Origin of the sequence: Pseudomonas khorasanensis (genome assembly GCF_014268505.2) — a bacterium.
Lineage (GTDB): Bacteria > Pseudomonadota > Gammaproteobacteria > Pseudomonadales > Pseudomonadaceae > Aquipseudomonas > Aquipseudomonas khorasanensis.
In genome coordinates this window covers 461,759-475,145 of record NZ_JABWQP020000002.1, presented here as the reverse complement: position 1 = coordinate 475,145, position 13,387 = coordinate 461,759, and the positions used below count along the sequence as shown (strand labels likewise).

At 59.1% G+C, this 13,387-nt stretch carries 10 protein-coding genes and 1 tRNA gene; 5 read left to right on the top strand and 6 right to left on the bottom strand.

The window, feature by feature from the left end:
* Positions 1-48 precede the first annotated feature (48 nt).
* The 4 genes from HU727_RS08240 to HU727_RS08225 all read right to left on the bottom strand — a co-directional run bounded on the left by HU727_RS08240 (position 49) and on the right by HU727_RS08225 (position 5,349).
* Positions 49-1,428, bottom strand: a complete 1,380-nt coding sequence (locus HU727_RS08240; RefSeq protein ID WP_186529791.1) for an MFS transporter — start codon at positions 1,426-1,428, stop codon at positions 49-51.
* 68 nt (positions 1,429-1,496) lie between these two features.
* Positions 1,497-2,738, bottom strand: a complete 1,242-nt coding sequence (locus HU727_RS08235) for a glutamine synthetase family protein (RefSeq protein WP_186530572.1) — start codon at positions 2,736-2,738, stop codon at positions 1,497-1,499.
* A gap of 317 nt (positions 2,739-3,055) precedes the next feature.
* Entirely contained in the window at positions 3,056-3,748 is a 693-nt protein-coding gene (locus tag HU727_RS08230; protein WP_186529793.1) for a sensor histidine kinase, read from the bottom strand.
* Positions 3,745-5,349, bottom strand: a complete 1,605-nt coding sequence (locus HU727_RS08225) for a tetratricopeptide repeat-containing response regulator (RefSeq protein ID WP_186529795.1) — start codon at positions 5,347-5,349, stop codon at positions 3,745-3,747. Before HU727_RS08225 ends, HU727_RS08230 begins: the two co-directional genes overlap by 4 nt.
* Positions 5,350-5,366: 17 nt before the next feature.
* Here HU727_RS08225 and HU727_RS08220 point away from each other — a divergent pair, with 17 nt between their 5' ends.
* A complete protein-coding gene (locus tag HU727_RS08220) occupies positions 5,367-6,911 on the top strand; it encodes a lysozyme inhibitor LprI family protein (RefSeq protein ID WP_225919811.1) in 1,545 nt (514 codons plus the stop codon).
* A 186-nt stretch (positions 6,912-7,097) separates the two neighbouring features.
* Complete coding sequence (locus HU727_RS08215; RefSeq protein ID WP_186529797.1) at positions 7,098-11,240, top strand: CheR family methyltransferase; 4,143 nt, start codon at positions 7,098-7,100, stop codon at positions 11,238-11,240.
* Positions 11,241-11,304: 64 nt separating this feature from the next.
* Here the strand turns inward: HU727_RS08215 and HU727_RS08210 are convergent.
* Positions 11,305-11,381, bottom strand: a tRNA-Arg gene (locus HU727_RS08210).
* 298 nt (positions 11,382-11,679) lie between these two features.
* On the opposite strand from HU727_RS08210, the gene HU727_RS08205 reads away from it, so the two are divergent.
* Together HU727_RS08205 and HU727_RS08200 are read left to right on the top strand one after the other, a co-directional pair.
* Positions 11,680-11,913: a hypothetical protein gene (locus HU727_RS08205; protein WP_186529799.1), complete on the top strand. Its 234-nt coding sequence runs from the start codon at positions 11,680-11,682 to the stop codon at positions 11,911-11,913.
* Between the two features lie 20 nt (positions 11,914-11,933).
* The gene (locus HU727_RS08200; RefSeq protein ID WP_186529801.1) at positions 11,934-12,113 is read left to right on the top strand and encodes a PA3371 family protein; all 180 of its coding nucleotides are present in this window, start codon (positions 11,934-11,936) and stop codon (positions 12,111-12,113) included.
* On the opposite strand, the gene phnN is transcribed toward HU727_RS08200, so the two are convergent.
* Positions 12,088-12,657, bottom strand: coding sequence for a phosphonate metabolism protein/1,5-bisphosphokinase (PRPP-forming) PhnN (phnN, locus tag HU727_RS08195; RefSeq protein ID WP_186529803.1), 570 nt, complete (start codon positions 12,655-12,657; stop codon positions 12,088-12,090). The genes HU727_RS08200 and phnN overlap by 26 nt on opposite strands.
* Before the next feature lie 388 nt (positions 12,658-13,045).
* Between phnN and HU727_RS08190 the strand changes: the two genes are divergently transcribed.
* Positions 13,046-13,372 (top strand): Arc family DNA-binding protein, encoded by a 327-nt coding sequence (locus HU727_RS08190; RefSeq protein ID WP_003178899.1) that lies wholly within the window; start codon positions 13,046-13,048, stop codon positions 13,370-13,372.
* Positions 13,373-13,387: the final 15 nt, after the last annotated feature.

The following is a 13,387-nucleotide window of genomic DNA, read 5'->3' as shown; positions in this document are numbered from 1 at the left end:
AGCCCCTGACAGGGCTGCCCTTTTTATGCGCCAGTATTTATGGCTGGCTTAAGGTCTGGCACCGCTGATATCCGGTGCAGGTTTCTCATCACCGCTATCCGCCTCACTTTCGTCCACGGCTTCCGGCTGAGCGGCCGGCTCTGGTTCTGGAGTGGCCGGTGCCGGATCCTGCACCATTTGTTCCTGCACCACCTGCTCATCAACCCGTGGATCAAGCGCCGCGACCAGTGGCGAACTCGACATGCTGTCGGGCATCGCCACGTGATGCAGCGGTGCGTCGTCGACCTGGTGCAGGTTGGTGACCGCTTTCGGACGAATCCGCCAGACCAGCACCAGCGCGAAGAAACTGAAAAACGCATACAGGCTCTGACTGCCGAGGAATTTCATCAGCACGCCGGCGAGCAGCGGCCCGATGCTCGCACCGACGCCGTAGGTCACCAGCAGCATCGCCGTCAGCGATACGCGACGATCACCTTCAACGTGGTCGTTGGAAAATGCCACGGCCAGCGGGTATAGACAGAACTGCACCAGCGAACAGAAGAAACCAACAACGAACAGGACCTCCAGTGGCACCTGCGGCATGATCGCCAATGGCAACGCCGCCACTGCCAGGAATCCGGCGAAGCAACGAATCAGCAGCGCCCGGTCGTAACGGTCGGACAACCAGCCCAATGGCCACTGCACCAGCAGACCGGCGAAAATACAGCTGCCCATGAACAGACCGACCTGCTCGGTCGACAAGCCCTGTTGCGAGGCATACAGCGGCGCCAGACCGTAAAACGAACCGATGATCAGACCTGCCCCGAGCACCGTGCTCAGTGATTGCGGCACGCGCTTGATGAAGAAGCGCGGCTCCATGGGCGCCGGGTGCAGCGGCGCCGGGTGAATCCGCCGGGTCAACGCCACCGGCACCAGACACAGCGCAAAGCACAGTGCAACCAGCATCAGCAGTTCCAGGCCCAGGCTTGGGTGCATGACCAGTATCAGTTGACCGAGCACCAGCCCCAGATACGAAGCGATCATGTAACCGCTGAACACCAGACCGCGTTGATTGGCGTCCGCCTGCTCGTTGAGCCAGCTTTCGATCACCATGTACTGACACATCATGCCCAGACCGACAATCGTACGCAGCACCAGCCACGCCGGCAGCCAATCCACCAGACCATGCCCAAGCACGGCCGCACCGACGATCCCGGCACACGCCGAATAGGCGCGAATATGCCCCACCCGGGCGATCAAGCGGTGGCCGATCTTGCCGCCCAGCACCAGACCGAAATAGTTGGCGGCCATCAGCGCACCGACCCACAGCCCGTCGACATTGTCAGCGGCCAGCCGTAGAGCCAGATAAGTAGAGAGAAGGCCTGAGCCGATCAACATCATCAGCGAGGCAAAATACAGCGCTCGAAAGGATTTCCAGATTTGGCGCATCGGCGTTCCGAGCGGCTCCTTGCAGTAAATACCGGGCTATCGAACGATAGCCCGGCGACGACGATACGTCAGGCCTGGGCGGCCAGGACACGGCGCTCCCAGGGAGTGATTTCATCAAAGAAGCTGGTCAATTCCATGGTCTTCGAAGCGATGTAGCCTTCGATGAACTCCGCCCCGAACAGTTCCCTGGCCAATTGGCTACGTTTCAGACGTTCAAGCGCGGCGTGCAAGGTACATGGCAGCGCAAGATTGTCCGGCACGGCGAATTCGCCCTGGATCGCTGCGCTCGGCTCAAGCTCTTGCTCGATGCCATGCAAACCCGCAGCCAGACTGGCGGCAATCGCCAGATAAGGGTTGGCATCGGCACCGGGCAAGCGGTTTTCGACCCGACGCGCGGCGGGCGAGCTGGCGGGTATACGCAAGCCGGCGGCGCGATTGTCATGCGACCAACAGGCGTTATTCGGTGAAGCGTACGGATGACACAGACGCTGGTAAGAGTTCACATTGGGCGCAAACAGCGCGGTGAAATCGGCCATGCCCGCCTGCTGCCCGCCGATGAAATGACAGAACGTTGCCGTCGCCTCGCCGTGCGCGTCAGTGAATACATTCTTGCCAGTGCCGATCTCGACGATGCTCTGGTGAATGTGCATCGAACTGCCCGGCGTGTGCGCCAGCGGCTTGGCCATGCACACCACGGTCAGGCCATGCTTGAGGGCGACTTCCTTGAGCAGATGTTTGAACAGGAATGTCTGGTCCGCCAGCAGCAGCGGATCGCCGTGCAACAGGTTGATTTCGAACTGGCTGACGCCCATTTCGTGCATGAAGGTATCGCGCGGCAGGCCGAGGGCTGCCATGCATTTATAGACTTCGCTGAAGAACGGCCGCAGGCCATTGTTAGAGCTGACGCTGAACGCCGCCTGGCCATCCTCGCGACGTCCGTCCAGACCGACCGGTGGACGGAACGGCTGGTTCGGATCGGTGTTCGGAGCGAAGACAAAAAATTCCAGTTCGGTCGCCACCACCGGCGCCAGGCCGCGCGCGGCGTAACGGGCGATGACTGCTTTGAGCTGGCCACGGGTCGAGAGACTGGAGCTCTCCCCGGTCAGTTCGTCGGCGTCGCAAATCGCCAGCGCGCGTGGCTCATCGCTCCACGGCAAGCGATGGATCTGCGCAGGATCGGCTATCAGCGCCAGATCGCCATCATCGCTGCCGTAAAACCGCGCCGGCGGATAACCGCCCATGATGCATTGCAGCAGCACGCCCCGGGCCAGTTGCAAACGCCGCCCTTCGAGGAAGCCCTCGGCGGTCATCACCTTGCCCCGTGGCACACCGTTCAGATCCGGGGTGACACATTCAATCTCATCAATGCCGGTCAGTCGCTGCGCGAGTGAACCCTGGCCATCGGTTGTCATGACGCAATCCTTGTTATTGTGCGAGCCGCGAACGGCGACCCGCACAAAATAGGCTCCGGCTGTTCGGAATATCAAGCAGCGTCCTACAAAAACACCGTCACCGCGCTCGTAGGAGCTGACGAGTGAAACGAGGCTGCGATCTTTTGATCTTGTTCTTTAAAATCAAAAGATCGTCCGATCGCGGCCCGAGCCTTCGGCAGCTCCTAAAGGGGATGTCAGGGCAGGTAGAGGCTGAACACTCCACCGCCCAACGGGCCGCCATTGCTGATTTCGGTGCGCCCTCCCACGCCGTTGCGCTGATGCAACGCGGCGATGCGATTGGCGAAATACAGCCCCAGCCCGGTGCTGCCGCTGCTGTGATTGATCCCCTGCACGTAATCGGACTGACGTTCGAGCATCTCGGCCGGGTAGCCGTCGCCATCGTCGTTGATGCTCAGAACCAGTTGCCCGGCCTCGTCACTGACGGTGATCAACAGCGACTCGCGCGCATAACGAATGGCATTGTTGATGCAGTTGCCCAGCACCGAGGCAATCAATTCGCGATCGAAAAAACCCAGCGGACTCAACGGGTCGACTTCATAAGTGGCGACGATGCCGCGACTGGCGAACACCTCCTGATGGGCGGCCAATTGCGCCTCGATGAAATCGTCCAGTTCGTGATAGGCCGGTTGCAGCGGCAACTGGTTGACGCCGAGCTTGTACAGCCCGAGCAATTGCACCAGCATGCCGTTGAGGTGGGCAAACTCGAAATCGATCACGCCCTGCTCCGAGCCTTCGCGCAGGTCCTTGGGCAACCGCGCCAGCCACTGGCTGTGGGCCTGCATCAACATGGCCAGGGAATTTTTCATGTCGTGGACGGTGGAGGCAATCACCGTGGAAAAATCCAGCGCCTGATCAACGTGGTTCATTCGCCAAACGCCTTGCTTTTCAGCTTCTGATAACGCGCATGACGCGCGTCGGTGTCGGGCATCAGGCCGACCATTTTCAGGCAGGCCCGACATTCTTCCAGCTCCGCCGACGGCACACTGGTGTCGGTGCCGTGCAGCAGCGACTGGGCCAGGTTCAGCGCGATACTGAGGTTCTTCGGTTGCAGCTTCAGCGCCTTGCGGAACACCTCGCGGGCTTCCACCAGATTGCCGGTCTTGTACACCCGCACACCTTGTCGGTTCAGGTCAGCGGCGGCATTGCTGGAGCTAAGGATGGTCGGATCGTCGGTGAGCTTGGCGATGTCTTTCATCACCGCCGGGTCATCACCATAGATTTCCGCGCAGCTCTTTAGCATCGACGTGCCCGCCTCGGCCTGACCGAGCATTTGCAGTTGCTTGGCCACCAGTAACGCGGCCTCGGGGCTCATGAACTGCTCCATGCCGTCCAGCCGCATCAGCGCCTGTTCGGTGAGTTTGTCGGCGGTCTCGGCGTCGTTGAGCAACAGGCTCGTGGCCTTCATCAGCCGCGCACGAATCTGCAGGCCGGGGTCACTCGGGTTCTCCTTGGCGACCGCACTGAGGGTCGTGTTGATTTCCAGCCGCGTACGCGTGTCGAGCCCACGATCGCTGCCTTTGCTGATCAGGGCATGAGCGAGGCCGAGGTTGCTTTCCGGGTCCTTGAATCGCGACTGTGCACCTTGCGCCACTGCCTGGCGATAGGCGCGCGAAGCGGTCTCGAAATCTTCGTTGGTCATCGCCAGCTTGCCGAGCAAGGCCTGGCGACGCACGGCCAGCGGCGACAGTCGAATCGCCTCTTCCAGCACCCGTTGCGCGCCTTTGCTGTCGCCTTCGGCAACCAGCACATCGGCCATGCCGTCATACAGCGCCGGCATCATCGGGAAGACTTTCAGGGCTTTTTCATAGACCTCTTTGGCCTGCGCAACCTGACCGCGCTTGAACAGCAACTTGCCCAATCCGGCGAAGGCCCACGGCAATGGACGGTCGGTAATGATGCTGTCGTAAAGTCGCTCCAGCGCTTCGTTCTGGTTCATGTCACGCAGCGCGTCGGCACGATAACGCAGGCACAGCGGCGAATAGCGGATGTCTTGCTTGCACAGGGCGATGCAGGCGTTGAGCACCTCGACCGGCTTGCCGCGATCGAGGGCTTGCAGAATCGGTTTGAGCAAAGTCTTGCGTTGCTCCAGACGCTCAAGCCGCTGGGCCAGTCCTGAGCGATTGAACGGTTTGGTCAGGTACGCGTCGGGCTCGTGCTCCAGAGCGCTGAGCACCATCGCCTGGCTGGTCTCGGCAGTGACCATGACAAACACCGCTTCATGGCTGATGAGCTTTTCAGACATCAGGTCTTCAAGCACCTGCTGACCGTTCTTCTTGCCATCGCCAAGGTGGAAATCCTGGAGGATGAAATCGTAGGATTTCTGCGAGCACATCTTCAGCGCCTGCTCGCCAGTGTCAGCGGTATCGACGTCCTTGACCCCGAGCTCGCGCAGCATTGAGCGCACGGAACTGCGGAAATCCGAAAAATCATCGACGATCAGAAAGCGCTTTTGGTGATACGACGACATCGAGGATTTCCAGGCAATTGAAGAGACGAACCGAAGGCGATTTCAGGCGCGCAGATGATAGCGGGCGGCCGAGCGCCCACAGTGTTTTGCGCGAGTCTGCTATCGCCCTTCGGGTTATCGGCCAAAATTGCGATCGCCTGAGACCTGCGCTTCAAGATTTTTTGTTCAGCGATTACTCTGCGCGCCTGCTTATGGACTTTCAGAAGGCTTGCACCGTGTACATCAAGGGACGCTACATCCTGTTCGCCTGTTTACTGCTCCTGACCGGGCAAGCGACAGCGGCGGCAATGGACTGTACAAAAGCGGCAAGCGCCGTTGAAAACACGATCTGCGCGAACACGGCGCTGTTTGCGCTCGACGCGCAGCTGGGCACGCTGTATCGCCAAGTGATGACCCTAGCCGCGCAGCCTGAGCTCAAGCGTACGCAACGCGCCTGGCTGAAAACCCGCAACGCCTGCGCAGACGACGTTGCGTGCCTGGATGATCGCTATCGCCAGCGCCTGCAAACGTTGCAGACACAGTGGAGGCAAGCCGTGACGTGGCAGCCGGACGCCGTAGATCTTCAGGCGATGAACGACCTGCAGGAAAGCATTCGAGCCCAGAGCAAAAACGATCCGGAGTTTGCTTTGGAACACGCCCTGGCCGCACGAGCGTTCGATTCAGCCGGGACGTCGTTTCCAGGCGATCCCATTGATGACAGTTACGGTGAAACCAAATTTCCAGAGGCGCGCCCCAAAGGCGTAAACCAGGATGAATGGAAGGCTCTGAACGCCTCGAACATTGAGGGCGCCGCCGAAACCGGACGGACTTCCTACGCGCTAATGGATCTGGACAATGACGGCCTTCGTGACCTTATCGTCGAAACCTATGCCGGCGGCACCGGCCTGTTCACCTACGTGGAAACCTGGCGCCGATCGGGCGAGCGGTTTATCAAAAGAACGGCCGAACGGGAAAGCTCGCTGTTCTACACCAATGACCGTGGCGCCAACCAGGCAATCACCTGGATCAAGCTTCACGACCGAATTTATGCGGCCTATCGAAACGGCGCATACGGCGTCGACAACCTCTATTTGCTCAATCCGCTGAAGCTCAACCAGCAGGTCCCTAAGCTGACCATCCGTTACGCGTACGCGCTACGCGTGCCCGCCATCCAGCATAAAGAAGATGGCACTGACACCTTCGAGCTGGAAGCAAATGTGCGGGCGGCACTTGAGCAGGCAATCACTGAGGCCACGAACGCCAAACCCGGCCCCGTCTCGAATGCGCCCCTCTGCCCGATCCCCTCCACGGGTGCTGGCGAGGAGGATTACTCCAGCTATGGCCCGGGGCATTACACGGTAGAGAGAATTGTCGATCTGGCGGTCATGCTCGACGGGCAATGCCACCTCGGCGCGCTGGTCGACTGGTTCGGCAGCTACACTGAAAAGACCGGATTATTCGCCCAGCTCGCCGTGCGCAAACCCGGCACCGAGGCGAGCGGGACCACTTACGAGGTCAATGGCCGTCGGCGCTTGACCGACGTCAGCAGCACCCTTGGCAGCGTCGAACTGAACGACGGCTGACCGCCCATCATGGCGTCCGTGAAATAATCGGCACGGGCGCCGTGTGCGCACTGTCACAAGCACAGACAGCGCATTTGTCTTTCAAAGTTGAGGCAGATTCTCAAATCAGGTTTATTCTGCTCAATTACCTGTGAATCTTGACGTCTGCGATACGCTTGTACCGCCACGAAAAATAAGGCCGAAGTCATGACCTCGAAAACCCCCGCTTCGCCCTCCGCGCCCGAGCGCCGGGATCGTAGCCCCAGCCCCAGCCATCTGGATTTCCCGGTGGTGGGCATCGGCGCCTCTGCGGGAGGTTTGCAAGCGATCAAGCTGTTCTTCGAGCACATGCCCAAAGACACCGGCATGGCGTACGTGATCATTCTGCACCTGTCGCCCGACCACCAGAGCATCGCCGACAAGATCATTCAGGAATCGACTCGCATGCCGGTGTTACAGGTGACGCAGCCTGTTCCCATCGAGAAGAACCGCGTCTATGTGATCCCCCCGGGACATTCCCTGTCGATGAACGACGGCTACCTGCGCGTCAGCTCCGCCGATACATCACAGGCGCGACACACTGCCATCGACCTGTTTTTCCGCGACCTGGCCGACGTGCACCGCGAGCGCGCATTCTGTCTGGTGTTGTCCGGTACCGGCTCAGACGGCGCGGTGGGTCTGTCGCGGATCAAGGAACAGGGCGGCGTGACATTGGTTCAAGTGCCGGAAGACGCCGAGTTCGATGGCATGCCCCGCGCGGCCATCGAGACACGCATGGTCGACCTGGTGTTGCCCGTCGTCGACATGCCGCAAAAACTGATGGAGCTGTGGCGTAACTCCCAGAACATCAAACTGCCCAGCGCCAATGATGCGGATCTCAAAGCCTTGAAGCCGGTAAACGAACATGAGGCGGCCGTCGCCGAACAACGCCTGCACGATATCCTGATCCACCTGCGCAGCAGCACGGGTCACGATTTCAAGCATTACAAGCGCGCCACCGTGTTGCGCCGCATCGAGCGGCGCATGCAGGTCACCGGCCAGGCCGATCTCACTGCCTATTTCGATTATCTGCAAAACACCCCGGACGAAGCCAAAGCCCTGCTCGGTGACATGCTGATCGGTGTGACCAACTTCTTTCGCGACCGTGAAGCCTTCGAAGCCCTTGAGCGCGACGTGGTGCCACAACTGGTGCAATCGGTTGCCGACACGTCGGAAAAAGAGGAACTGCGCGTCTGGTCTGCCGGTTGCTCCACCGGCGAGGAAGCCTACAGCCTGGCCATCCTGCTCGACGACCAGATGCAGGTGCAAGGCAGCAAGGCCAAGTTGCAGGTATTCGCCACCGACATTGACGAACGCGCCATCACCACCGGCCGTGCCGGCACTTATCCGCAAGCGATCGTCACCGACGTGCCGCCCACGCGTCTGCGCCATTACTTCGTCAAGGACGATGAGCACTACCGGATCCGCAAGGAAATCCGCGAAAAAGTGCTGTTCGCCAAACACAGCCTGTTGTCCGACCCGCCGTTTTCGCAGATTGACCTGATTGTTTGCCGCAATCTGCTGATTTACCTGGATCGCGAGGTGCAGCGCGAGATCCTGCAAATGTTCCACTTTGCCTTGCGACCGGGTGGCTTTCTATTTTTAGGCACTTCGGAAAGCGCCGACGCCTGCCAGGAACTGTTCACGTCGGTGGACAAGCGTAACCGGATCTTCCGCGCCAAGACCGGCACGCCGAACAGCCGGCGCACACCGACCATGCCGCGCGGGGGCTACATCCGCGCCAGCCTCGCCCGACCGCCATCCAAAGTCATCGAGCCTGCCAAGCTGTCATTCGCCGATATTCACCGCCGCGCCATCGAACGTTCCGCCCCGCCCAGCATCATCGTCGACAATAACGCCGATATCCTCCATGTGAGCGACGCCGCCGGGCGCTTCCTCAGGCACGTCGGCGGCGAGCTGTCGCGCAACTTGCTGACCCTGATCCTGCCGGAACTGCGCCTGGAAATTCGCACCACGCTGTTCCAGGTGCAACAGAGCAACCTGACCGTGCGTTCGCGCGAGGTGATTCTCAAACGTGACGAGCGCCAGTTCCGCGTTGATCTGGTCGCGCAGCCCTACAAGGACGACGAATCCGACAGCGATTGCGTGCTGGTGATTTTCGAAGAAACGGAGATCGATCCGACGGAGCATGCAATCACCACGCTGATGCAGACCGAAAGCCAGGTGCTATCCAATCTGGAGCGCGAACTGCAACGCACGAAATTGCACTTGCAGGACACCATCGAACAGTCGGAAGTCTCCAGCGAAGAGCTCAAGGCTTCCAACGAGGAAATGCAGGCGATCAACGAAGAGTTGCGCTCGGCCACCGAAGAGCTGGAAACCAGCAAGGAGGAGCTGCAATCGATCAACGAAGAACTGCTGACGGTCAATTACGAGCTCAAGACCAAAGTCGAAGAAACCGACAAGATCAACGATTATCTGACCAACCTGATCGCATCCACCGACATTGCCACGGTCTTCGTTGACCGCAGCATGCGCATCAAATGGTTTACGCCGCGCGCCACCGATATTTTCAGCATGCTGCCGGTGGACACCGGGCGTTCGCTGCTGGACATCACTCACCGGCTCAATTACGACTCACTGGCCGAAGACGCGGTGCAGGTGTTCGAATCGCTGAACATGATCGAGCGTGAAGTCAGCAGCACCGACAATCGCTGGTACATCGCTCGGCTGTTGCCGTATCGCTCCAGCGAGGACCACATCGACGGCACCGTGTTGACGTTCATCGATATCAGCAAGCGGCGCGAAGCCGAAGAAGAACTGCGTCTGGGCGAAGAGCGCATGCGCCTGGTTGCCGAAAGCACCCGCGATTACGCGATCATCATCCTTGACGAACAAGGTGTGATCACCAGCTGGAACAAGGGCGCCGAGCTGATCTTCGGTCATACCAAGACCGAAGCCGAAGGCAAGTTCTACGGCTTCATTTTCACTCCCGACGATCGTGCGGCCGGCATGGCCGAAAACGAACTGGAGACCGCCCGCAAACAAGGACGTGCCGAAGACGAGCGCTGGCATATTCGCAAGGACGGCAGCCGCTTCTACTGCAGCGGTGAAGTCACCCTGCTCAGCGGCGATTACTTGCAGGGCTACGTGAAAATTGCCCGCGACCTGACCGGCCATAAACGCGCACAGGACGAACAGAGTCAGGAACTGGCGCAGACGCGCAATAACGTGTCTCTGCGAGATGAGTTCTTCGCCGTCATGTCCCACGAACTCAAGCACCCGCTGAACCTGATTCAGCTCAATGCCGAACTGTTGCGCCGTTTGCCGATGATTCGCACTGCCGGGCCGGCCACCAAAGCGGTCAACACCATTTGCGACGCAGTCAACAGCCAGGCACGGATCATTGACGACTTGCTGGATGTGGCGCGTGTACGCACCGGCAAGCTCAAGCTGCAACTGGCGCGGGTCGATCTGAGCGCCGTCCTGCGTGACATTCACACGGTGGTGCTCAACGAGCAGCACGCCACGCGCATCGATCTGCAATTGCCGACAGAGCCGCTGATCATCAATGCCGATCCGACGCGGGTCGAGCAAATCATCTGGAATCTGGTTAACAACGCCCTGAAATTCACCCCGCCGACGGGACGCATCGAGCTGATCGCCAGCAAAAGCGCGCAAATGGCGCAACTGGACGTCAAGGACAACGGCGTCGGCATCGCCGCCGAAAACCTCGAACATGTCTTCGATCTGTTCGGTCAGGCGGAAAAGCAACACACCAACCATCAGCGCGAAGGGCTCGGCATCGGCTTGTCACTGGTGCGGCAACTGACCGAAGCGCAACACGGCACGGTCAAAGTGACTTCGCCGGGGCTGGGCGCCGGTTGCACCTTCATCGTTCGGCTGCCGCTGGCGGCGGAAAGCAGGCAACCCCTTGAAACTCCAGAAATCGAACCGGCCTCGGGCAAGCTCAACGGTCTGAACATTCTGCTGGTCGATGACTCGCCAGAAGTGCTGGACACCTTGAAGATGCTGCTGGAAATGGAAGATGCCGAAGTCACAGCCTTCGATCATCCGGCGGAAGCCCTGAAGGCCGCCGAGGGCACTCGCTTCGATCTGATCATCTCCGACCTCGGCATGCCGGTCATGAGTGGCTATGAACTGATGACCGCGTTGCGCAAGCTCCCGCTGGTGAAAAGCGTGCCGGCCATTGCCCTCACCGGCTACGGCACCCAGAGCGACATGCAGAAGTCTCGCGAAGCCGGGTTCGATCAGCACCTTGGCAAACCGGTGGCTTATGACGACCTGATTGAAACCATCGAAGCGCTGCGTCGCTCGCGATTGCTGTAAGCGCCAAACGCAAAAAGCCCCGTCGCAACAATCATTGCGACGGGGCTTTTCGGTTTCTGAAGGATGGTGTCCCAGGCGGGGTTCGAACCTGCAACCTTCCCCTTAGGAGGGGGATGCTCTATCCAATTGAGCTACTGAGACACTGAGTGACGCGGGCTTGCGCGGCGCGACAGACGGCGTGCATGTTAACGGCCAGCCCCTGTTTTGTCATGTCGTCCGTCGGGCTTTTTAAGTGTAGGCAGGCGCCCCGCAATGCTGCGGGAACTTTTACCGTGCAATTTGCACTCCCCGCAAACGGCGTCATTGCAGATTGCAATCAGCCGTGCCCGAAAAAACCTACCAAACCCTTGTTTTTAAAGGACTTACCAGCAGTTACACTGTTGGCACGGCGGCTGCTTTGCCTGTTCTATCAAAAAGAACAAATTTGGAGCGTCGTGCCATGAACAGCACCCTCTTGCTTGCAAACGCAGCGGCTTTGGCTTTTTTGCTCGGATCGCACTTTTTTCCCAAGGCTGACGTCGAGCAGTCGGTGGCGCAGCGCATGCCGCATTACCTGCAAGTGCAGAAAGCGCCGCAGTGGGCAGTGTTCAATGATCGCGATAATGCAGTGGCACAATTGGCCAATGAGCCAGAGCAAGCCTCGGCGCAAACCACCGAACGTCTGGTTTTTTGAAATACCTTCAGGAGTACAACATGTCCAAATCAGCGACGGGATTTCTGATCCTCGCTTTACTGAGTGGCGTTACCCATCTGGCGCTGTTCGAGGAGACAGAAGTCACCTTGCCTCTGGTTGGCTGTGGCGTATTTGCAGTGCTGTTCGTGCTTGCGTTGATCGCAGGGCGCAGGATCAAGTTCGATCCGGTTCTGCGTTGAGCCGAATCAGTTCAAGCAAAGCTGCCACAGCGACAGAAAGGTCGCCTGAGTTATCAATCAGATGAACGGGGCTATCGCTCGATCTTCTGTCCTGGAATAGCGCATTGCGCGCCAGCCTCGCATCGATCTGCTCAGGTGTCTCCCGGCCACGCCTGAGCAAGCGTTCTCGCAGAACCCCGTCATTGACGATTAGCAGGATGGGCACCAACGTTGGGTATCGCTGAATCGCCTGGCGCAGATTCGCTCTGGAGCCATTGACCAGCACATGCCGTCCAGCACGCAGCCATTCGTCCATTTCAATGGGAATGCCATAACCAAGGCCGTTGGCTTGCCAAGCCAGGGAAAACGCGCCTGCCTGCTGTTGCCCCTCGAACTCTTTAAACGTTACGCCGACAGCGTCTTCGCCAATGGACTCCGCGGATCGTGTGATCACCCGACGCATCACTTCGCAATTCAGCTTATGCAAAGACTCGCGCGACGCTTCGATCAGGCTGTCCTTGCCCGAACCGGACGGTCCCATCAGGTAAAAAAGCTTGCCATCCATCCTGAAAACGCCCTCCGACGGGACTCGCCCCTAGTAAATCGGCAAATTGCCACTATCCTGTAGGCATAAGGATCAAGGATAGCGAGCCGCATAGCATGCACGTTCTGAGGTCTTCGGGCATCCACCGATGTTCAGCAAGACGCGGTCAGTCATGCGAAGAGACGGAAAGTTTTCCAACCAGTCCGCATTTCTGACAACTGGTGCTGGCATTACGCCTTTACCCGGCTCAATATTTGTCACAGAATTGACGCCAATGATCTGGCAATTTTGAGGCATGATGCCGGCCTCTTAACAATTCAGGTTGAACCATTTGGCGCGGATGCTTGTCCTATCACACATCCTGCGGCCAATTCCGAGAACCGCTCCCCTGAACTAACCGGTTAAATATATGCGCCCATTGAAACAGGCAATTTATTCCAGCCGTACGGCTGACAAGTTTGTCGTACGTCTGCCAGACGGAATGCGTGAACGCATTGCCGAGGTGGCTCGCAATCATCATCGCAGCATGAACTCCGAGATCATTGCGCGCCTTGAGCAGAGTCTTATTCAGGAAGGCGCACTGGGCGAAGAGCTGAGCATGCGCCTGGACAGCCCGGAGCTGTCGTTGCACGAGCGCGAGCTGTTGCAACGCTTCCGTCAACTGTCTCACCGCCAGCAAAACGCCCTGGTGTCGCTGATCGCCCACGACGCCGAAATGGCCGCAGACGCGTCCTGAGTCACACCGAACACA

Coding starts and splice junctions, on each gene's coding strand:
- HU727_RS08240 (WP_186529791.1), bottom strand. CDS start 1,428: ATGCGCCAAATCTGGAAATCCTTTCGAGCGCTGTATTTTGCCTCGCTG.
- HU727_RS08235 (WP_186530572.1), bottom strand. CDS start 2,738: ATGACCGCCGAGGGCTTCCTCGAAGGGCGGCGTTTGCAACTGGCCCGG.
- HU727_RS08230 (WP_186529793.1), bottom strand. CDS start 3,748: ATGAACCACGTTGATCAGGCGCTGGATTTTTCCACGGTGATTGCCTCC.
- HU727_RS08225 (WP_186529795.1), bottom strand. CDS start 5,349: ATGTCGTCGTATCACCAAAAGCGCTTTCTGATCGTCGATGATTTTTCG.
- HU727_RS08215 (WP_186529797.1), top strand. CDS start 7,098: ATGACCTCGAAAACCCCCGCTTCGCCCTCCGCGCCCGAGCGCCGGGAT.
- HU727_RS08205 (WP_186529799.1), top strand. CDS start 11,680: ATGAACAGCACCCTCTTGCTTGCAAACGCAGCGGCTTTGGCTTTTTTG.
- HU727_RS08200 (WP_186529801.1), top strand. CDS start 11,934: ATGTCCAAATCAGCGACGGGATTTCTGATCCTCGCTTTACTGAGTGGC.
- phnN (WP_186529803.1), bottom strand. CDS start 12,657: ATGGATGGCAAGCTTTTTTACCTGATGGGACCGTCCGGTTCGGGCAAG.
- HU727_RS08190 (WP_003178899.1), top strand. CDS start 13,046: ATGCGCCCATTGAAACAGGCAATTTATTCCAGCCGTACGGCTGACAAG.